General features: G+C 67.4%; 24 protein-coding genes. 6 read left to right on the forward strand and 18 right to left on the reverse strand.

Annotated elements, in window-relative coordinates; all coding sequences use genetic code 11:
• Positions 1-48 precede the first annotated feature (48 nt).
• On the forward strand, positions 49-699 hold the full coding sequence (locus LTV02_RS27335) for a DUF4232 domain-containing protein (RefSeq protein ID WP_233034705.1): 651 nt from the start codon (positions 49-51) through the stop codon (positions 697-699).
• A gap of 252 nt (positions 700-951) precedes the next feature.
• Here the strand turns inward: LTV02_RS27335 and LTV02_RS27340 are convergent, their stop codons facing one another.
• Positions 952-2,163: an MFS transporter gene (locus LTV02_RS27340; protein ID WP_233034707.1), complete on the reverse strand. Its 1,212-nt coding sequence runs from the start codon at positions 2,161-2,163 to the stop codon at positions 952-954.
• A gap of 139 nt (positions 2,164-2,302) precedes the next feature.
• Between LTV02_RS27340 and LTV02_RS27345 the strand changes: the two genes are divergently transcribed.
• Positions 2,303-2,761: a MarR family winged helix-turn-helix transcriptional regulator gene (locus LTV02_RS27345; protein WP_067712140.1), complete on the forward strand. Its 459-nt coding sequence runs from the start codon at positions 2,303-2,305 to the stop codon at positions 2,759-2,761.
• Positions 2,762-2,857: 96 nt separating this feature from the next.
• On the opposite strand, the gene LTV02_RS27350 is transcribed toward LTV02_RS27345, so the two are convergent.
• The 13 genes from LTV02_RS27350 to LTV02_RS27410 all read right to left on the reverse strand — a co-directional run bounded on the left by LTV02_RS27350 (position 2,858) and on the right by LTV02_RS27410 (position 9,900).
• Positions 2,858-3,430 (reverse strand): hypothetical protein, encoded by a 573-nt coding sequence (locus LTV02_RS27350; RefSeq protein ID WP_233034708.1) that lies wholly within the window; start codon positions 3,428-3,430, stop codon positions 2,858-2,860.
• Positions 3,431-3,769: 339 nt separating this feature from the next.
• Positions 3,770-4,066 (reverse strand): 30S ribosomal protein S17, encoded by a 297-nt coding sequence (gene rpsQ / locus LTV02_RS27355; protein WP_067712149.1) that lies wholly within the window; start codon positions 4,064-4,066, stop codon positions 3,770-3,772.
• A complete protein-coding gene (rpmC, locus tag LTV02_RS27360) occupies positions 4,063-4,302 on the reverse strand; it encodes a 50S ribosomal protein L29 (RefSeq protein ID WP_040855205.1) in 240 nt (79 codons plus the stop codon). Before rpmC ends, rpsQ begins: the two co-directional genes overlap by 4 nt.
• On the reverse strand, positions 4,302-4,718 hold the full coding sequence (gene rplP, locus LTV02_RS27365; protein WP_067519522.1) for a 50S ribosomal protein L16: 417 nt from the start codon (positions 4,716-4,718) through the stop codon (positions 4,302-4,304). Before rplP ends, rpmC begins: the two co-directional genes overlap by 1 nt.
• Positions 4,719-4,721: 3 nt before the next feature.
• Positions 4,722-5,525, reverse strand: a complete 804-nt coding sequence (rpsC, locus tag LTV02_RS27370) for a 30S ribosomal protein S3 (RefSeq protein ID WP_067712152.1) — start codon at positions 5,523-5,525, stop codon at positions 4,722-4,724.
• Positions 5,526-5,924: a 50S ribosomal protein L22 gene (rplV, locus tag LTV02_RS27375; RefSeq protein WP_067712156.1), complete on the reverse strand. Its 399-nt coding sequence runs from the start codon at positions 5,922-5,924 to the stop codon at positions 5,526-5,528.
• A complete protein-coding gene (gene rpsS / locus LTV02_RS27380; protein ID WP_067712162.1) occupies positions 5,921-6,202 on the reverse strand; it encodes a 30S ribosomal protein S19 in 282 nt (93 codons plus the stop codon). Before rpsS ends, rplV begins: the two co-directional genes overlap by 4 nt.
• A 14-nt stretch (positions 6,203-6,216) precedes the next feature.
• On the reverse strand, positions 6,217-7,047 hold the full coding sequence (gene rplB / locus LTV02_RS27385; protein ID WP_067712165.1) for a 50S ribosomal protein L2: 831 nt from the start codon (positions 7,045-7,047) through the stop codon (positions 6,217-6,219).
• Positions 7,048-7,080: 33 nt separating this feature from the next.
• Positions 7,081-7,386: a 50S ribosomal protein L23 gene (gene rplW / locus LTV02_RS27390; RefSeq protein WP_067712168.1), complete on the reverse strand. Its 306-nt coding sequence runs from the start codon at positions 7,384-7,386 to the stop codon at positions 7,081-7,083.
• Complete coding sequence (gene rplD, locus LTV02_RS27395; RefSeq protein WP_067712171.1) at positions 7,383-8,054, reverse strand: 50S ribosomal protein L4; 672 nt, start codon at positions 8,052-8,054, stop codon at positions 7,383-7,385. The genes rplW and rplD overlap by 4 nt, the downstream gene beginning before the upstream one ends.
• On the reverse strand, positions 8,051-8,716 hold the full coding sequence (rplC, locus tag LTV02_RS27400; RefSeq protein ID WP_067712173.1) for a 50S ribosomal protein L3: 666 nt from the start codon (positions 8,714-8,716) through the stop codon (positions 8,051-8,053). Before rplC ends, rplD begins: the two co-directional genes overlap by 4 nt.
• Positions 8,717-8,730: 14 nt before the next feature.
• Positions 8,731-9,036 carry a 30S ribosomal protein S10 gene (gene rpsJ, locus LTV02_RS27405; RefSeq protein ID WP_040804197.1) on the reverse strand — a complete coding sequence of 102 codons (306 nt, stop codon included), beginning with the start codon at positions 9,034-9,036 and terminating at the stop codon, positions 8,731-8,733.
• Positions 9,037-9,525: 489 nt separating this feature from the next.
• Positions 9,526-9,900 (reverse strand): hypothetical protein, encoded by a 375-nt coding sequence (locus LTV02_RS27410; protein WP_233034709.1) that lies wholly within the window; start codon positions 9,898-9,900, stop codon positions 9,526-9,528.
• 196 nt (positions 9,901-10,096) lie between these two features.
• On the opposite strand from LTV02_RS27410, the gene LTV02_RS27415 reads away from it, so the two are divergent.
• Together LTV02_RS27415 and LTV02_RS27420 are read left to right on the forward strand one after the other, a co-directional pair.
• A complete protein-coding gene (locus LTV02_RS27415; RefSeq protein ID WP_233034710.1) occupies positions 10,097-10,573 on the forward strand; it encodes a hotdog fold domain-containing protein in 477 nt (158 codons plus the stop codon).
• Positions 10,574-10,734: 161 nt separating this feature from the next.
• Positions 10,735-11,952, forward strand: coding sequence for a lycopene cyclase family protein (locus tag LTV02_RS27420; RefSeq protein WP_233034711.1), 1,218 nt, complete (start codon positions 10,735-10,737; stop codon positions 11,950-11,952).
• On the opposite strand, the gene LTV02_RS27425 is transcribed toward LTV02_RS27420, so the two are convergent.
• Positions 11,949-12,977 carry an SDR family oxidoreductase gene (locus LTV02_RS27425; protein WP_233034712.1) on the reverse strand — a complete coding sequence of 343 codons (1,029 nt, stop codon included), beginning with the start codon at positions 12,975-12,977 and terminating at the stop codon, positions 11,949-11,951. The two genes, LTV02_RS27420 and LTV02_RS27425, sit on opposite strands and share 4 nt — an antisense overlap.
• 111 nt (positions 12,978-13,088) lie before the next feature.
• Between LTV02_RS27425 and LTV02_RS27430 the strand changes: the two genes are divergently transcribed.
• Positions 13,089-13,787, forward strand: coding sequence for a hypothetical protein (locus LTV02_RS27430; protein ID WP_233034713.1), 699 nt, complete (start codon positions 13,089-13,091; stop codon positions 13,785-13,787).
• A gap of 22 nt (positions 13,788-13,809) precedes the next feature.
• On the opposite strand, the gene LTV02_RS27435 is transcribed toward LTV02_RS27430, so the two are convergent.
• Genes LTV02_RS27435 through LTV02_RS27445 form a run of 3 tightly spaced genes read right to left on the reverse strand, consistent with a single transcriptional unit; the run spans position 13,810 to position 16,495 of the window.
• Complete coding sequence (locus tag LTV02_RS27435; protein WP_067712198.1) at positions 13,810-14,676, reverse strand: ABC transporter permease; 867 nt, start codon at positions 14,674-14,676, stop codon at positions 13,810-13,812.
• The gene (locus LTV02_RS27440) at positions 14,673-15,485 is read right to left on the reverse strand and encodes an ABC transporter permease (protein ID WP_233034715.1); all 813 of its coding nucleotides are present in this window, start codon (positions 15,483-15,485) and stop codon (positions 14,673-14,675) included. The genes LTV02_RS27435 and LTV02_RS27440 overlap by 4 nt, the downstream gene beginning before the upstream one ends.
• Positions 15,482-16,495, reverse strand: coding sequence for an ATP-binding cassette domain-containing protein (locus tag LTV02_RS27445; RefSeq protein ID WP_233034717.1), 1,014 nt, complete (start codon positions 16,493-16,495; stop codon positions 15,482-15,484). Before LTV02_RS27445 ends, LTV02_RS27440 begins: the two co-directional genes overlap by 4 nt.
• Before the next feature lie 307 nt (positions 16,496-16,802).
• Here LTV02_RS27445 and LTV02_RS27450 point away from each other — a divergent pair, with 307 nt between their 5' ends.
• Positions 16,803-18,299, forward strand: coding sequence for an aldehyde dehydrogenase family protein (locus LTV02_RS27450; RefSeq protein ID WP_233034719.1), 1,497 nt, complete (start codon positions 16,803-16,805; stop codon positions 18,297-18,299).
• The last annotated feature ends 1 nt before the right edge of the window (position 18,300 follow it).

Consider the following 18,300-nt stretch of genomic DNA (forward strand, 5'->3'; position numbering starts at 1 on the left):
AATTCGCATACGCTCTCGGTCGTCGCGCGGCGGCACTACCATTGGTACATGACGGTGACCGGGAAGCTGCTCTGGTGTTTGATCGCGGCGGGCGCGCTCGCCGCGGGATGCTCACCCGACAAGAGCGCCGGGCCGCCCGGTACCACCAACGAGTTCCCCACCCCACCCGTCACCGGCTCGAGCACGCCCGAACCGCCGACCACCCCACCGGCCACCTCGACGACCACCGTTACCACCTCGCCGGTCACCACGTCACCGGTCACCACCACGCCCGGCGGCCTATCCGCCTGCCGGACACAGCAATTGACGGTGACGCTCGGCGGCGCCCAGGGTGCGGCCGGACATCAATACACCCCGATCGTGTTCACCAACACCGGGACCGAACCATGTTCCATCCAGGGCTACCCGGGCGTCTCCTACACCAATGGCGCCGACGGCGCTCCGGTCGGCGACCCGGCCACCCGCGAAGGCGGCGAGACCGCGTCAGTTCGGCTCGATCCGGGCGGCCATGCGACGGCGACCCTGCAGACCGTCACCAGCGTCGATGTGTACCCCGTCGACCAGTGCCTGCCGGTTCAGGTCGCGGGCCTGCGCGTCTACCCGCCGAACAACACCGAATCGGTGTTCATCGCCCAGGCGCGGACCTGGTGCAGCCGAGGCGGCGGCATGAGCGTGAAGCCGGTCGCGGCCGACAAATAGCGCGCGGCAGCGGCGGGGATCGCGCCGGCGGAGGCACCGGCCGGGAGTTCCGGAACTCGACCACGCCCTCGGCGTCGCTGCTGCTGACCATTGCCACCGCCTCCGGGTCCGCAGGCTCGTGTGCACGCGGACGAATATCGTTGCGGCCGTGGGTAACCGCCGTACCCGTCCGGTGAGCCGACCGAGAAGCGGCCCGCCCGCCCACGAAAGGGCGAGCGGGCCTGCACGATTCGCTGCGCGGCGACGGGGGTGTCAGCCGCGCGCGGCGGCGAGGCGCTCCACGGCCGGGGCGGCTCCGGCGAACTCCGGCTCGGCTGCCACGTCCCGGCGTTCGAGGGCGGCGGACAGCACGGCCAGCCCCAGCGCGGCGGCGGCCATGGCGGCGCCCACCCAGTTCGGTGCGGTGTAGGCGAACCCGGCCGAGAGCACCAGGCCGCCCAGCCACGCGGCCAGGGCATTGCCGAGATTGAAGGCGCCGATGTTCATGGCCGAGGCCAGCGTCGGCGCGGCATGCGCGTGGTCGAGGACCCGCTTCTGCAGCGACGGCACGCTCGCGAAACCCAGTGCGCCGACCAGGAACAACGTGAGCGCGGCCAGCACCTTGACGTGCGCGGTGACGGTGAACAGCATCAGCACCAGGCTGAGCGCGCCGAGCGAGGAGTACAGCATGGGCATCAGTGCGCGGTCGGCGAACTTTCCGCCCACCAGGTTTCCGACCACCATGCCCAGGCCCAGCAGCACCAGCAGCCAGCTCACCGAGCTGTCGGCGAAGCCCGCCACGGAGGTCATCATCGGAGTGACGTAGGTGATGGCGGCGAACACCCCGCCGAAGCCGAGCACGGTCATCCCCAGGGCGAGCAGGACCTGCACATTGCGGAAGGCGGCCACTTCCTGGCGCACCCGCACCCCGGCCGGCTTGGGCAGGTCCGGTACCAGCTTGGCGATACCGACCAGGCCGGCCACGCCCAGCAGCGCGACGATCGCGAAGGTGATGCGCCAGCCCGCATGCTGGCCGATCAGGGTGCCCAGCGGCACGCCGACCACGTTCGCGAGGGTCAGGCCGGTGAACATGGTGGCGATGGCGCCCGCCTTCTTGTCCGGCGCGACCAGTTCGGCGGCGACCACGGCCCCGATGCCGAAGAACGCGCCGTGCGTCAGCGAGGCGACGATGCGGCCCAGCAGCATGATGCCGAAGGCGGGCGCGACGGCCGACAGCAGATTGCCAGCGATGAACAAGCCCATGAGCAGCATGAGCATTCGCTTGCGCGGCACCTTGGTGCCCAGCACGGTCATGATCGGCGCGCCGAGCACGACGCCGAGCGCGTAACCGGTCACCAGCCAGCCGGCGGTGGGGATGGTCACCCCGAATTCCCCGGCGACCTCGGGCAGCAATCCCATGACGATGAACTCGGTGGTTCCGATTCCGAAGGCCCCGATGGCCAGGGCGATCAGTGCGAGCGGCATGAGCCGATCCTTCCGCGAACGATTGCAAGAGCGCTTTACGTGCACTCACAATAGTTGCAGGCGCGGGTTAATTGCAAGCGCTGGCTATTGCGAGCGAGTGGTATTCTGGTGTCAGCCGCCCTGACCAGAGGAAACGCCGATGACTGCCACCGATCCCGCCATGACCGCCCTGGCCCAGGGCTGGAGCGCTCTCGCCCTGCTGCACGGGCGGATCGAATCGCATATCGAACGCGCCCTGGAAGCCGGCCACGACCTCAGCGTCCGCGAATACTCCCTGCTCGACGTCTTGTCCCGCCAGCACGACGGCGACGGCGGCATGCTCAACATGAAGCAGGTGGCCGACGCCATCGTCCTCTCCCAGTCCGCCACCACCCGCCTGGTGACCCGCCTCGAAGACCGCGGCCTCTGCGAGCGCTACCTCTGCCCCCACGACCGCCGCGGCATCTACACCAAGGTCACCGACTCCGGCCACGCCCTCCTCGAAGCCGCCCGCCCCACCAACGACACCGCCCTCCGCGAAGCCCTCGACGCCGCCGCCCAAAACCCCGAACTCGCCCCCTTGGTCCGCGTAGTCGAATCCGCCACCGTCCCAGCCTGATTCACCGCCGGCGCTACCGACCGGAGTGCGGCGGGGTAAAACAACAGGCCCGCTTCCGGATGGGAAGCGGGCCTTGGACTTACGAGGGATTGCTGGTCAGCAGTAGTAGCAGACGCCGTTGGCGGGGAGTTCGGTGAAGCATTCGGCGCACATGGCCTTGCGGACCTGTTCCGGCTTGATCTCGGCCGGGGCGGGGGCCGCGGGGGTCGACTGGATGCGGATGTTGCCGCCGGACTTGGGGATGAGCGGGGGGATGCCGGGGGGAACGTCGGTGGCGTAGGCCGAGTAGCAGGCCCAGCGGGCGTAGGCCGCGTGGATCTCCAGGTCCTCGGGGACGGGCAGGACGTTCAATTCCAGGACGTACTTGTAGCTTTCGGTGACCTTGTGGTTCTGCTTGAGGCAGAGCGAGGTCAGCGGGGGTTCGCCGGCATTGTGGGCGCGGCGGGCCACCTTGCGCAGGATGGCGTCCATCCAGGTGCGGGTGGGGGCGTCGGTGCGGATGCCGGACATCTCCTGGATGCGGTCCGCAAGCTCGTTCACGGTGATGAAATGGCCATAGCCGGAAGCGGTTTCGACGAGCACCTCATGGGCGGCCAGAGCCCACGAGATCGATGCGTCGCGGAAAGTGACCGCGGTGTGGTCGTCGTTCCGCCAGGCCCCAGATGTCATTGTCGCAGCATCCCTCATAGCCCATCAAAGATAGCGACTCGAAGCCTAATACCAAAGTCAACGCGGTCTGTTTCGGATGTGATGAATCCTGGTGTGTCGCAGTAAAACTCTGGGATTTCGCGTCCCAGACGCCCAATTGCATGAGCAGGCACACAAAAGCAGAACGGCCCGCTGCCCTAGCGGGCAGCGGGCCGGGTCGCGTCGCAGCGTGCAAGCCACTGACGAAACGGGCCCGCTTCCTGTCAGGAAGCGGGCCCGTCATATCTTCCAAAAACACCGGCCCGCTTCCCGGAAGGGAAGCGGGCCGAACGTTTTACGACGATCAAGTCGTGGAGAGGCTTACTTGGCCTTCTCCAGGACCTCGACCAGACGCCACCGCTTGGTGGCGGACAGCGGACGGGTCTCCATCAGCTGCACGCGGTCGCCGATGCCGGCGATCTCGTTCTCGTCGTGGGCCTTCACCTTCGAGGTGGTGCGGATGATCTTGCCGTAAAGCTTGTGCTTCACGCGATCTTCCAGCTCGACCACGATGGTCTTGGTCATCTTGTCGGAGACGACGTAGCCGATGCGCACCTTGCGCTGGCCCCGCTCCTCCTGCTTGGCCGGCGTCTTGGCCGGGCCCTTGGCGTCACTCATGCCGCGTCTCCCTTGCCTTCAGGACCGGAGGCCAGGCCGAGCTCGCGCTCACGCATGACCGTGTAGATGCGCGCGATCTCGTGACGGACCACGCGGAGGCGCCGGTTGTTCTGCAACTGGCCGGTCGCCATCTGGAAGCGCAGGTTGAACAGCTCTTCCTTGCTTTCGCGCAGTTTGGCCACGAGCGCGTCGTTGTCGAGCTCGCGGAGCTCTGCGGCCGGATTAGCGGTAGCCATCAGAACTGCTCCTCCCTGGTCACGATGCGGCACTTCATCGGGAGCTTGTGCATCGCGCGGCGCAGGGCCTCACGAGCGGTCTCCTCGTTCGGGTAAGACATCTCGAACATGACCCGACCGGGCTTCACGTTCGCGATCCACCACTCCGGCGAACCCTTACCGGAACCCATGCGGGTTTCGGCCGGCTTCTTGGTGAGCGGGCGATCGGGGTAGATGTTGATCCAGATCTTGCCGCCACGCTTGATGTGGCGGGTCATCGCGATACGCGCCGACTCGATCTGACGGTTGGTCACGTAAGCCGGCTCCAGAGCCTGGATGCCGTACTCACCGAACGCCACCGAGGTGCCGCCCTTGGCCATACCGGAACGGCCCGGGTGATGCTGCTTACGGTGCTTGACCTTGCGAGGCATCAACATAGGTCAGCCCTCCTGGGTCGTTTCCGCCGGAGCGTCCGCGACGGCAGTCGCGGCGCGGCCGGCCTCAGTGCTGGTAGCCGTGGTGCCCTGGGCACCGGAACGACGCGGGCGGCTCGGCCGCTCACGACGCTCGCGACGATCGCCCGACGGAGCGGCGGTCGCGGTGACCTCACGCTTGCCACCGACGATGTCACCCTTGTAGATCCAAACCTTCACGCCGATACGGCCGAAGGTGGTCTTGGCCTCGTACAGGCCGTAGTCGATGTCCGCACGCAGGGTGTGCAGCGGCACGCGACCTTCGCGGTAGAACTCCGAGCGCGACATTTCCGCACCGCCGAGACGGCCGGAGCACTGCACCCGGATGCCCTTGACGTTCGGCGAACGCATGGCCGACTGGATGGCCTTGCGCATCGCGCGACGGAACGCCACACGGTTCGACAGCTGCTCGGCCACACCCTGAGCGACGAGCTGCGCATCCGACTCGGGGTTCTTGACCTCGAGGATGTTCAGCTGCACCTGCTTCTTGGTGAGCTTCTCCAGCTCGGCGCGGATGCGGTCGGCCTCGGCGCCACGACGGCCGATCACGATGCCCGGACGCGCGGTGTGGATGTCCACCCGCACGCGGTCACGGGTGCGCTCGATCTCGACCTTCGAGATGCCGGCCCGCTCCATGCCGGTGGCGAGGAGCTTGCGGATCGCGACGTCTTCCTTCACGTAGTCCGCGTACTGCTTGTCCGCGTACCAACGCGACTTCCAGTCGGTGGTGATACCGAGGCGGAAGCCATGGGGATTGATCTTCTGTCCCATTTACTTTGCCCCTCCCTTCCGGCGGCTACGAGTGGCGCCGGCGGTGGGCACGCTCTCGACCTCGATGGTGATGTGGCTGGTGCGCTTGCGGATCCGGAACGCACGGCCCTGGGCACGCGGCTGGAAACGCTTCATGGTGGCGCCCTCGTCGACGAAAGCCGTCGAGATCACCAGGGTGGCCGGGTTGAGGCCGAGGTTGTTCTCGGCGTTGGCGGCCGCCGAGGCGACGACCTTCGCAACCGGCTCGCTCGCGGCCTGCGGCGCGAACTTCAGGATGTTCAACGCGTCCTGGACGGAGCGGCCGCGGACCAGGTCCACGACACGGCGCGCCTTCATCGGCGTCACGCGAACGTGCTTGGCGGTCGCGCGCGCGGTCAGGTTCTGAGTTTCAGTGCTCATCGCCGCTTGCTCTTCCGATCTTCCTTGACGTGGCTCTTGAACGTACGAGTCGGCGCGAACTCACCGAGCTTGTGTCCAACCATGTTCTCGGACACGAACACCGGCACGTGCTTGCGGCCGTCGTGGACCGAGAACGTGTGGCCGATGAAATCCGGGATGATGGTCGAACGACGCGACCAGGTCTTGATGACCTGCTTCGTGTTCTTCTCGTTCTGGACGTCCACCTTCTTGAGGAGGTGTTCGTCGACGAACGGGCCCTTCTTCAGGCTGCGTGGCATGTCTAACCTCCTCCTTAACGCTTCTTGCCGCGGCGGCGGACGATGAGCTTGTCGCTCGGGCGGTTGGGCTTACGGGTGCGGCCTTCCGGCTTGCCCCACGGCGAGACCGGGTGGCGACCACCGGAGGTCTTGCCTTCACCACCACCGTGCGGGTGGTCGACCGGGTTCATGACGACACCACGGACGGTCGGGCGAACGCCCTTCCACCGCATACGGCCGGCCTTGCCCCAGTTGATGTTCGACTGCTCGGCATTGCCGACCTCGCCGATGGTGGCGCGGCAACGCACGTCGACGCGACGGATTTCGCCGGAGGGCATACGCAGGACGGCGTAGGCGCCTTCCTTACCCAGCAGCTGGATGGACATGCCCGCGGCACGAGCCAGCTTGGCGCCGCCACCCGGACGCAGCTCCACGGCGTGCACCGTGGTACCGGTCGGGATCGAGCGCAGCGGCAGGTTGTTGCCGGGCTTGATGTCGGCGCCGGGGCCGGACTCGATCTTCGTGCCCTGGGCGATGCCCTTGGGCGCGATGATGTAGCGCTTCTCGCCGTCCGCGAAGTGCAGCAGCGCGATGTTCGCGGTGCGGTTCGGGTCGTACTCGATGTGCGCGACCTTGGCCGGGATGCCGTCCTTGTCCAAACGACGGAAGTCGATCAGACGGTAGGCACGCTTGTGGCCGCCACCCTTGTGACGAGTGGTGATGCGGCCCTGAGCGTTACGGCCACCGGTCTTGGTGAGCGGACGCAGCAGCGACTTCTCGGGAGTCGAGCGGGTGATCTCGGCGAAGTCCGAGACCGAGGCACCGCGGCGACCCGGGGTAGTCGGCTTGTATTTACGGATTGCCATGAGTTCTTCTCTACTTTCTGAAGTCCCCGCCGCTTACGCGACCGGGCCTCCGAAGATCTCGATGGGCTTGCTGTCGGCCGAGATGGTCACGAGCGCGCGCTTGGTGCTCTTGCGCGTGCCGTAACCGAAGCGGGTCCGCTTGCGCTTGCCCTGACGGTTGGCGGTGTTGACGGAGGTCACCTTGACGCCGAAAACCTTCTCGACGGCAATCTTGATCTGCGTCTTGTTCGAGTCCGGGTGCACGATGAAGGTGTAGGTGCCTTCTTCGATCAGTCCGTAGGACTTCTCGGAGATCACCGGCGCGAGCAGGATGTCGCGGGGGTCGGCGATGGTGGTCACTTGCTCTCCTCCTGTGCAGCTTCGGCAGGGCCGTGCACGAAGGCGTTGAGCGCCTCGACGCTGAAGATGACCTCGTCGGCCTTCAGCACGTCGTAGGTGTTCAGCTGATCGGGAGCGATCGGGTGCACGTTCTGCAGGTTCGCCACGGACTTCCACGTGGTGACGTCCTCGCGGCCCACCACAACCAGGAGCTGCTTGCGGGTCGAAAGCTCAGCCAGGAAGCTCTTGGCGGCCTTGGTCGACGGGGTCTGACCCGAGACCAGTTCGGTGATGACGTGGATGCGCTCGTTGCGGGCGCGATCCGACAGGGCGCCACGCAGCGCGGCGACCTTCATCTTCTTGGGCAGGCGCTGGGTGTAGTCGCGCGGCTGCGGGCCGTGGACGGTGCCACCGCCGGCGAACTGCGGCGCACGGGTCGAACCCTGGCGCGCACGGCCGGTGCCCTTCTGGCGGTACGGCTTCTTGCCACCGCCGCGGACCATGCCGCGGGTCTTGGTGGCGTGCGTGCCCTGGCGAGCCGCGGCCTGCTGGGCCACGACGACCTGGTGCATCAGCGCGATGTTCGCGGTCACGTCGAAGATCTCCGCGGGGAGCTCGACGGTGCCCTCGGTCTTGCCGCCGGCGGCCTTGACCGTGAGGGTCAGGTTGGTCTTGGTCTCGGTGCTCATGCCCGGGCACCACCCTTCACTGCACTCTTGACGATCACGACGCCGCCGGTGCGGCCCGGGATCGCGCCCTTGATCAGCAGCAGGCCGTTCTCGGCATCCACCTTGTGGACCGAGAGGTTCTGCGTGGTGACGCGGTCGTTACCCATCCGGCCGGACATGCGCATGCCCTTGAACACGCGACCCGGGGTGGAGCAACCGCCGATGGAACCCGGACGACGGTGCACGGCCTGCGCACCGTGCGAGGCGCCCTGGCCACGGAAGCCGTGGCGCTTCATGGTGCCCGCGAAGCCCTTGCCCTTGGAGGTGCCGGTCACGTCGACGTAGCTGCCCTCTTCGAAGGCGTCGGCGTTGATTTCCTGGCCGACCTCGAAGGCCGAGGCGTCAGCGACGCGGAGCTCGGCGATGTGGCGGCGAGGAGTGACACCGGCCTTGGAGAACTGGCCGGAGACCGGCTTGTTCACCTTGCGCGGGTCGATGGCGCCGAAGGCGACCTGGACGGCGGAGTAGCCGTCGCGCTCAACGGTGCGGATCTGGGTAACGACGTTCGGGCCCGCCTTGACGACGGTCACGGGAACGACGCGGTTCTTCTCGTCGAAGACCTGGGTCATGCCGAGCTTGGTGCCCAGGATGCCCGCGGCCGGACGGCTCTTGTTGTCAGTCATATTCGAAGTCCCCGTCACTGAATGTTGACGTCGACGCTGGCCGGCAGGTCGATGCGCATGAGAGCGTCAACCGTCTTCGGCGTCGGGTCGAGGATGTCGATAAGCCGCTTGTGCGTGCGCATCTCGAAGTGCTCGCGCGAGTCCTTGTACTTGTGCGGCGAACGGATGACGCAGTAGATGTTCTTCTCGGTGGGCAACGGCACCGGGCCGACCACACGGGCGCCGGTACGGGTCACCGTCTCGACGATCTTGCGCGCAGACGCGTCGATCGCCTCATGGTCGTAGGCCTTGAGCCTGATGCGGATCTTCTGTCCCGCCACGCTGAGTGTCCTTTTCTCCGCTTACGTTGTGATCCAAGAGCTTTCACTCTCGAACCACCCTCATTTGCACAGCCCGAACACACGAAGACGCATCAGCCACAACACACACGACCGGCCCCTGGGGCCCGTCCATCGCCGCTGTTCATCTGTCATGGTTCATCCGGTCCACGCGGTCGGGCGTGTCGCTCCGCCGCACATTCCTCAGCCCTGAGCAAATCTCTTGAGCCTCGGAACAGTGTCCCGGACGCACCCACACCGCTTTCAGGCGGGGTGCAAAATTCGGTCTTGCTTGCCTGTCACCTGCGCTGATCCAACGGAAAAGACGCAACCCGGTGTGGGCAACCCGAATAGTATGCCTCGAGGTCCGGGGCGATCTCAAATCGCCCCCTCCCCCACTTCCATGGGCGATGGCGCTGGTCACACCGTGTCCGAAATGTGAAGGCCGGTGCGGAAAGTTCCGCACCGGCCTTGCCTTCCGAGAGATTCGGACTACACCACTTCGATGACCCGGAAGGGGTAGCCGGCGTTCCACGCGGGATCCACCCAGACGATCGCGAACAGGCCGCCACGCCCGGCGGCGTCGCGAATCACGTCACTGACCGGAAGGTACATCTCGTAGTCGGTGTAAGGCTGATGCGTCTCACTGCTGAACCGGAACAGGGCGCGATCGCCCACGATCCGGTCGAGCACGACCGGGATCGGCGAATTGTTCAACGCGACCGTCTCACTCTCGGTGAGCGAGACCCCGGCGTAGACGCCGTTGCCCGGATTGATGATCGGCTGAATCGCCGAAGCGGAACCGGCTCCGGCCACCGTCGCTCCGAGCGCGATGCCCAGCGCCGCGACCACGGTACGAATGCGCATGATTTCGAGAACTCCCATCCCCAACCGACCGGTGAGCTGGCGCCGGGACCAGCCGCGTCCCGCGACACGGCGGCTCAAGCTAGCAACGGCCCGGCGATTCCGGATCGGTCAGCGAATCGGTCATAGTTCACATTTCACCCGCGATTGGCGCGACCGCGACCTACCCAAGAACTTACTCCCAAGTAAGATACCGGACATGACCAAAGACACCGCCACCTACCGCGGCTGGAAGAAGCTCCCCGACAACCGCATCGGCCACACCCTTTTCTCGCTCGGCATGGTCGCGCGCGTCCCCTACTTCGGCACCGTGCTCCCCAGCGTTGTCCGCCTCGAACCCGGCCTCTGCGAGGTCACCGCCCCCAAATGGTTCGGCATCCACAACCACCTGGGCACCTTCCACGCCATCGCCGCCTGCAACCTGGCCGAGGTCGCCATGGGCATGCTCTCCGAAGCCACCGTCCCCGGCACCCACCGCTGGATCCCCAAGGCCATGAACGTCCAATACCTGGCCAAGGCCAACTCCGGCCTCCGCGCGGTAGCCAAACTCCCCGAACTCCCCGACTTCGACAAGATCACCGAAGGCCAGGACCTCATCGTCCCCGTCTCCATCTACGACAAGTCCGGCCTCGAGGTGGTCCACGCCGACATCACCACCTGGATCACCCCCAAGTAGCGCCCCCGGCAAGTCCGCTGCCGCCCAACGGACTTGCCGCCCTCGACTCCCCCGCACTTGTCGATTGCCCGGAATTCGCAGACATCGACCGGGGAGCGCGCCGCCTCGGATTGGCGGGATGCGGTCTGGTTCGGGGCGGGGTGGGCTGTTTGAATGCGGGTATGAGTGGCCGGGAGGTCGGCGGGGCGGCCGACGTTTGTGTGGTGGGGCTCGGGCCTACGGGGCGGGCGGTGGCGCATCGCGCGATGGTGGCGGGATTACGGGTGGTGGCCGTGGATCCGCGGCCCGAACGGCCGTGGGGGCCTACGTATTCGTGCTGGGTGGATGAACTGCCGGAGTGGTTGCCGGGCAGCGCGATCGGGAGCCGGATCGGCGAGCCCACGGTGTGGACCGACTCGGCGCACCGGATTCCCCGGGCCTATTGCGTGCTGTCCAAGCAGGGGTTGTTCGATGCCTTGCCGTTGGACGATGCGACGGTGATCGCGGGGCGGGCTCGGATCGTGCAACCGCATCGGGTGGAGTTGTCGGACGGCAGCGAGATCAGGGCGGCGACGGTGATCGATACGCGGGGGCAGCACACGCCGGGGAAGCGGCGGCTGGCCAGTGCGCACGGGATCTTCGTGGACGAAGAGGTGGCGGCGCCCATGGTCTCGGAAGGGGAAGGGCTGCTGCTGGATTGGCGGGACGAGAACGGGGCGGGGAAGGATGAGCCGCCGTCGTTCCTGTATTCGGTGCCGCTGGGGGACGGCACGGTGATCTTCGAGGAGACGAGTCTCGGGCTCCGGGGCGGGATGCCGCAGCACGAGTTGCGGCGGCGGACGCTGAATCGGTTGAAGGCGCACGGGATTCGGTTGCGCGGCGACGAGCCGACCGAGGCGGCGCACTATCCGCTGGATTGGGTGCCGCCGAAAGCCGGTCGGGGGCAGGTGATTCCGTTCGGGTCCCGGGGCGGCATGATGCACCCGATCACGGGGTACTGCGTGGCGGATTCGCTGGCGCTGGCCGATGTGGCGGTGGATGCCGTGCTGCGTGGCGAGGATCCGATCCAGGCGCTGTGGCCCTGGCAGGCACGGCTGGTCTATTGGATGCGGATGCGCGGCGTGTACGGGCTGGGACGGCTGACCACCCCGCAGTCCATCGCCATGTTCGACGCCTTCTTCACCCGGCCGCCGCGCCAGCAGCGGGCACTGCTGTCGGCGCACGACGACTACACCGCGCTCGGGGCCGCGCTGTTCATGACCGTGGCCACCACCTGGCCGTTCCGCTGGCGCTACGACCTGGTGGGCTGGACCAACCGGAACCGCTGGGTGGATTGGGATTTCGGCGATCCCCGCGACCTCGCCGAACGCCTGGCCGACGAGCTGCCGGAGCATTCCTAGACCCAGTTCTCGATCCAGTACTTCCAGATGACCGGTGCGTAGCCGGCCAGCGGCGGCACCTTGATATCGGTGCCCGCCAGCGCGGCCTCGGCGTGACCGCAATCGAAGGAACAGCTCAGCTCGCTGTGCTCGATGACCTCCGTCGGCACCCCGACCTGCCGCAGCGCCCAGCCCATGCCGGGCACCCGCAGGGTCATGTCCAGCGCCTGTTTGGGCATGACCTCGACCAGATGCGGGGCCCCGGCCTCGTCGGCGAAGAGGTTGAACACGTCGGCGACGCTCTGCCGGCGCGGATCGACCAGGTGATAGGTGGTGTCCTCGCCGTGCGGCTGATGTGCGATGTGATCCAGCGCCCGGGCCACGAAATCGACCGGCACCATATTGGTCTCACCGAGCCGGGGCGCGACGACGGGCAGGATGCGCGGCAATTGCGCGGCCATGCGCAGCAACCGGAAGAAGTAGTACGGCCCTTCGATCCGATCGATCTCCCCGGTCCGGGAATGCCCGATGACGATGCCCGGCCGGTAGATCCGCCACGGCACCGCCGCCTGCTCCCGCACCGCCTGCTCTGCCTTCAGCATGGCCCGCTGATAGGGCGTGGCCAGCACCTGCCCGACCTCGAACATGTTCTCGGTGAACAGCCCCTCCCACGACCCGGCGACCTGCACCGTCGAAACATGGTGCAATTGCCCGGCTTCCACCGCCGCCGCGAAATCGACCACCCGCCGGGTGCCGCCGCCGGGCGCGACCGAGTCGAATCCCCCGGCCAGATGGAACACGTGGTCGATGGAACCCCGCTGCGCCGCAACCCATCCCGGATCGATGCCGAGCCCCGGCGCGGTCAGATCACCCCGCACCGCTTTGATCCGATCGCGCGCGTCCCAGGCGTGCATGCACCGGTTGAATCGCAGCACCGAATCCTCGCCGGGGCGCACCAGCACATGGATGTCCCCGTCGCGTTTCAGCAGTTCGGGAAGCAGGAACCGACCGATGAACCCGGTTGCCCCGGTAACCAGGTAAGCCATGCCGCCACCATAACGTGATGCGCGCCACATCTTGCTTCAGGATCGGTCAGCGTCGACAAACCGGGCGATCCGTACAGCGTCCGAAGGGCAACCCGATGGCATGCTGTCGCAGTGAATCCTCGACTGCTCGCGACGTCCCTGCCGGTGCTCGCCTGTCTGCTGATCACAGGCTGTGGCGACGGCGCTTCCCCGGCTTCCACCGGCACCCCGGCCACTCCGCGCGAACAGCTACTACTCGCCGCCGGCGAATTCCCGGCGGGCACGAAACATCTGGATATCCCCGCCGACAAACTGCGCGCCGCCGCCTCGGATGTGGCGAGCCTGCAATCGGATGCCGTCATCACCCCGGAGTCCTGCCGCGGCACCCAGATCGACGCGGCCAAGCTGACCGAGCAGGCGCTGCAGGATTCGTCGGTGGCCGCCGCGTCCGCCGACGCGACCGTCTACGTCGAGTTCGTGGCGAGCCGCGTCGCGGATCTGAAGCAGCTCGCCGCGAACAACGACAGGTGCAAGCACCTGACGGGCAGCAATGTCATCGACGGCGACAAGATCGACACCAAGATCGAGCTGGCGGATCTGCCCGCCCCCGGCGACCTGAAGGGCGTCGACACCCTGGTCTACCTGTCGGACAGTTCCTCGACCGCGCCCGGGGTGACCGAGCCCATCACCAGCACCGCGTACATGGGCTGGGCCACCCTGCGCGACACCACGGTCGCGGTGCGGGTGGCGTCGATGTCCGGCCCCCTCGACCGCGAGCGGGCCGAACGGTTCTTCGTCGACGCCGTGCGAAAGATCCAGGACGCCAATTAGACCCACACGGTCGAGCCGGGGCTCAGGCCCCGGTCTCGGCCGCCCGCCGGTACCCGCGCACCGCCGGGTACGCGAACACCACGATGATGCCGAGCGTCCACGCCAGCGTCTTGACCAGCGGCGTCAGAATCGGCCCGTCGTAGGCCAGCCCGCGCATGGCGTCGATGGCCGTACTCATGGGCTGGTTCTCGACGGTCTTCTGCAGCCACGTCGGATACGCGTACACCGGCACGAATCCGGAGTTGAAGAACATCAGCAGGTTGGTGACCAGCCCGACCATCGACACCAGCAGGATGCCCTCGGAGAAGGTGGCCAGCGCCGTGATCATCACCGCGAACGCCATGCCGAACAGCACCGGAATCCCGAACATGGCGATGGAAGCCCAAGGCCCGTACCAGAACCGGAAGCCCAGCACGAGGCCGACGGCCACCACGCACAGCGAGGTGATCAGCACCCGGATGCCCTCGGCCAGCAGCCGCCCGGTGAGCCCGGCGGCACGATGGATCGGCATGGTGTGGAAGCGGCCGAGCAGTCCGGTCGCCTTCTCGGTCTTGAAACCGAGCGCGCTGATCACCGAACCGGACATGGCGGCGACCAGCATGATCATCGGCACGGTGCCGTAGACGCTGGGCACGCCGGTGACCGAAGTAATGGAGTCGCCGAGCACGATCCGGAACATGAGCAGGGTGAGGGCCGGGTAGACCAGCGACTGGATGGTGGTCGCGGGATCGCGGGCCCAGCCGAGCAGCAAACGCTTGCACTGGATTCCGGTCTGCTCGATCCACACCGTGAGCGCGCGTTCGGACCGCTGCTCGACCTCGGGCAGCGGCTCGTGCCCCGCCCACGCGTTCGCGGCCGTCTCCTTCGGCTCCGCGTCGATAACCGTCATGACCGCCTCACACTCGCCCACACGGCCACCGGGGTGAACACGACGACGAAGCCGACGATCCACAACAGCGGCACCCAGAACACCGCCCACGTCACCCCGTCCGCCGCCATATCGCGCATGGCATAGGACAACTGGGAGATGGGCTGATTACGCACGAACGGCCGGATCCACGCGGGGAAACCGGATTCCGGCACGAACCCGCAGGAGAGCATGCCGAAGATGAGCGTCGGCAGGGTGAGCGCCTGGCTCAGCGATTCCGGGCTCTTGGTGATCGACCCCAGAGCATCCGCGCCGATGGACAGCGCGGTACCGACGACCAGCGCGAACCCGCAGAACAGGATGGCCTGTCCCCAGCCGGCGTGGAAGCGGAATCCGATCAGGTGCCCCCAGCCGAGCGCGGCGATGAGCGAGACGACCGACCGCACCAGGCCCGCGCTGAGCCGCGACATGAGCGGCACCAGTTTCCCGATGGGCATGGTCTGCATGCGGGTGTTGAGCCCGGTCATCGCTTCGAATGCCGACAGCTGCGCGTTCGACATCATGGTGAAGGACATGGTCTGCAGCACGATGATGGGCATGACGAACTGCGCGTAGTTCACGCCCTTGAACGCCATGACGTACTTCAGCGGCAGATAGAAGCCGAGCGTGAACACCAGCGGGGTGATGACCGCGACGATGAGCTCGCCCTTGGTCGCCATCACCCAGACGATGCGCCCGGTCAGCGCCCGCCACTGCGCGAAGCTCGAGGGCTTGGCGGCGGGCAGGCCGGCGAAGAGATCGGTGCCGCCGGCGACGGCGGGGGCGCTCACGCTTCGCCTTCCTTGCTGCCGGAATGCCCGGTGAGGGAAAGGAATACGTCGTCGAGCGAGGGCCGCCGCAGCCCGATGTCGGCGAGCTTGACCCCGGCGCTGTCGAGCCGGCGCAGCGCCTCGGACAGGGTGACCGCGCCGTCGGGAGCCGGGATGGAGAGCCGGTCGCCGGTGCCGATCTCGGCGCGCACCGCGTCGGGGACGAGATCGCCGAGCGCGTCGGCGGCGGTGCGCACCTGGCTGGGATCGAGCGGCACCACCTCGCAGTAGCTGCCGCCGGTTTTCTCCTTGAGGGCGTCCGCGGTGCCTTCGGCGATGACGGTGCCCTTGTCGATGACGATGATGTTGTCGCTGAGCACGTCGGCCTCTTCGAGGTACTGCGTGGTCAGCAGGACCGTGATGCCCTGGGTCTTGAGCGCGTTGACCAGGTCCCACACGCCCTGGCGGCTGCGCGGGTCGAGGCCGGTGGTGGGTTCGTCGAGGAACACCACCTCGGGGCGCACCACCAGACCGCAGGCGATGTCGACGCGGCGGCGCATGCCGCCGGAGTAACCGCGCACCGGGCGGCGGCCCGCGCTGGTGAGGTCGAATTCCTCGAGCAGGGTGTCGGCGCGCTGGCGGGCGGCCTTGCGGGGCAGGCCCATCAGGCGGCCGAACAGTTCCAGGTTCTCGCGGCCCGAGAGGTTTTCGTCGAGGGCCGCGTACTGCCCGGTCATCATGATGGAGCGGCGCACGGCGGGGGCATCGGTGCGCACATCGTGCCCGGCGACGCGGGCGATGCCGGAGTCGGGGCGCAGCAGCGTGGAGAGGATCTTGACCGTGGTGGTCTTGCCCGCGCCATTGGGGCCGAGGATGCCGAGCACCTGGCCGCGGGCGGCGGTGAAGCTGACCCCTTGCAGGGCGTGCACGTCTCCGAACGACTTGCGGATGTCTTCGACGTACACCGCCGGATCGCCCTTCGAAGTCAGCGTTTCCGCTGGTTGCGTATCCGGTTGTTCCAAGGTCGGCATCAACTCTCCACTATCGGCTGTGCGGGCGATCTCAACGCCCCGGTCGGTGGATCCCCACATCCCCGCCGGGATGATCCACTCCACCGTCGGTGATGTTACCGGCGTGGCAGTTCCGGGGCGGCCCTTCTCTGAATAGGCTTCGTTTCAGATGTGTGCTTCGTCACAAACCGATAGGTAGGTGAATAGCCGCAGATCCAGGGCCAGACCGGGCGGTATGCCAGATTTTCGCTACCTTGTCGCATCTGTGACCCGGACCCTACTCTGGCGGGACGGGGAGACATTCGGATTGGCCCTGGAGAGGTGACCCATGGCCGAGTCAGCACAGCGACGAACGGCGGCGCACAGCGGCGCGCACCGGCCCAAGGTTTTGACGTCCTACGACCCGCGCACCGGCGAAACCGTCGGCGATTACGCGGTGATGGGAGCGGGCGAACTGACCCGCACCGTGCGCTCCGCGCGCACCGCCCAACAATGGTGGGCCACAATCGGTTTCGATGCCCGCAAACGCTGGCTGCTGGACTGGAAGCGCAGCATCGCGCGCGGCACCCGGGAACTGGTGGAGCTGATCAGCAGCGAGACCGGCAAACCCCGCATGGACGCCGCCATCGAGGTGACTCTGGCTGTGGAACAGCTGGATTGGGCGGCCCGGCGCGCCGAGCGCGTTCTGCAGCGGTCGCCGCGCACGCCGCGGTTCGCCCGGAATCCGCAGGGGGCCATCGGATATCTGCCGCTGGGCGTGGTCGGCGTGCTCGGCCCCTGGCACAATCCCGTTCTCACCCCGATGAATTCGATCGCCGGCGCCATGGCCGCGGGGAACGCGGTGGTGTTCAAACCGAGTGAGCTGACCCCCGGCGTCGGCGTCTGGCTGGCCGACGCCTGGACCCGGTTGTCGCCGAATCAGCCTGTGCTGCAGGTGGTCACCGGCGACAGCTCGACCGCGGCGGCGCTCTGCAAGACCCGGGTGGACCGGATCTCCTACAGCGGATCGGCCGCCGGGGCCCGGGAGGTGACGGCGCTGTGCGCGCAGGCCGGCACCCCGGTGACCCTGGAACAGAGCGTGCGCGGGGCCATGGTGGTGCAGGTGGACGCGCGGCTCGACACCGCCGCCGCGGCCGCCGTCTACGGTGCGATGGCCCATGCCGGGCAGCAGCCGGCCGGGGTGCATCGCGTCTATGTCGCCGATTCGGTCTACGAACCGTTCCTGGCGCTGGTCGCCGAGCAGGCCCGCCGCCTGCGCCCGGGCGCGGACCGGCGCGCCACCTACGGTCCGATGACCCTGGATACCAGCATCGACGTGGTCCGCCGCCAGGTTCGCGATGCGCTGAGCCGGGGCGGGCGGGCCGTGGTCGGCAGCCTGGAATCGATTCGCGAGCCGTATATCGAGCCGATCGTGCTGACCGATGTGCCCGATGTGAGCACCGCCGTGACCGGCGAACCGACCGGCCCGGTGCTGATCGTGAGCCGGGTGGCGGATATGGACGAGGCCGCCGAGCGCGTCAATGCCGTCGAACGAATCGGCGAGAAGCCCGCTCCGGTAGCGGTTTTCACCCGCGATGTGCGCAGCGTGCCCGAGTTCGCCCAGCAGTTGCGCACCGAACTGGTGACCGTCAATGCCACGCCCGTGTACGGCGTGTCCGGACCCGGCCGCATCCGCGATCCGCGCATGCTGCGGGAATTCGCTCGCGCCCAGGCCATTTCGGACGGCCGCTATCGCGATCCGGTGTTCAGCAGTTTCGACAACAACCCCCGCCGGCTCCGGATGGCGCGGGCGCTGTTCCGGATGCGGCACCGGGTCTGGCGGTGAG

It is taken from the genome of Nocardia yamanashiensis, assembly GCF_021183565.1.
GTDB lineage: Bacteria > Actinomycetota > Actinomycetes > Mycobacteriales > Mycobacteriaceae > Nocardia > Nocardia yamanashiensis.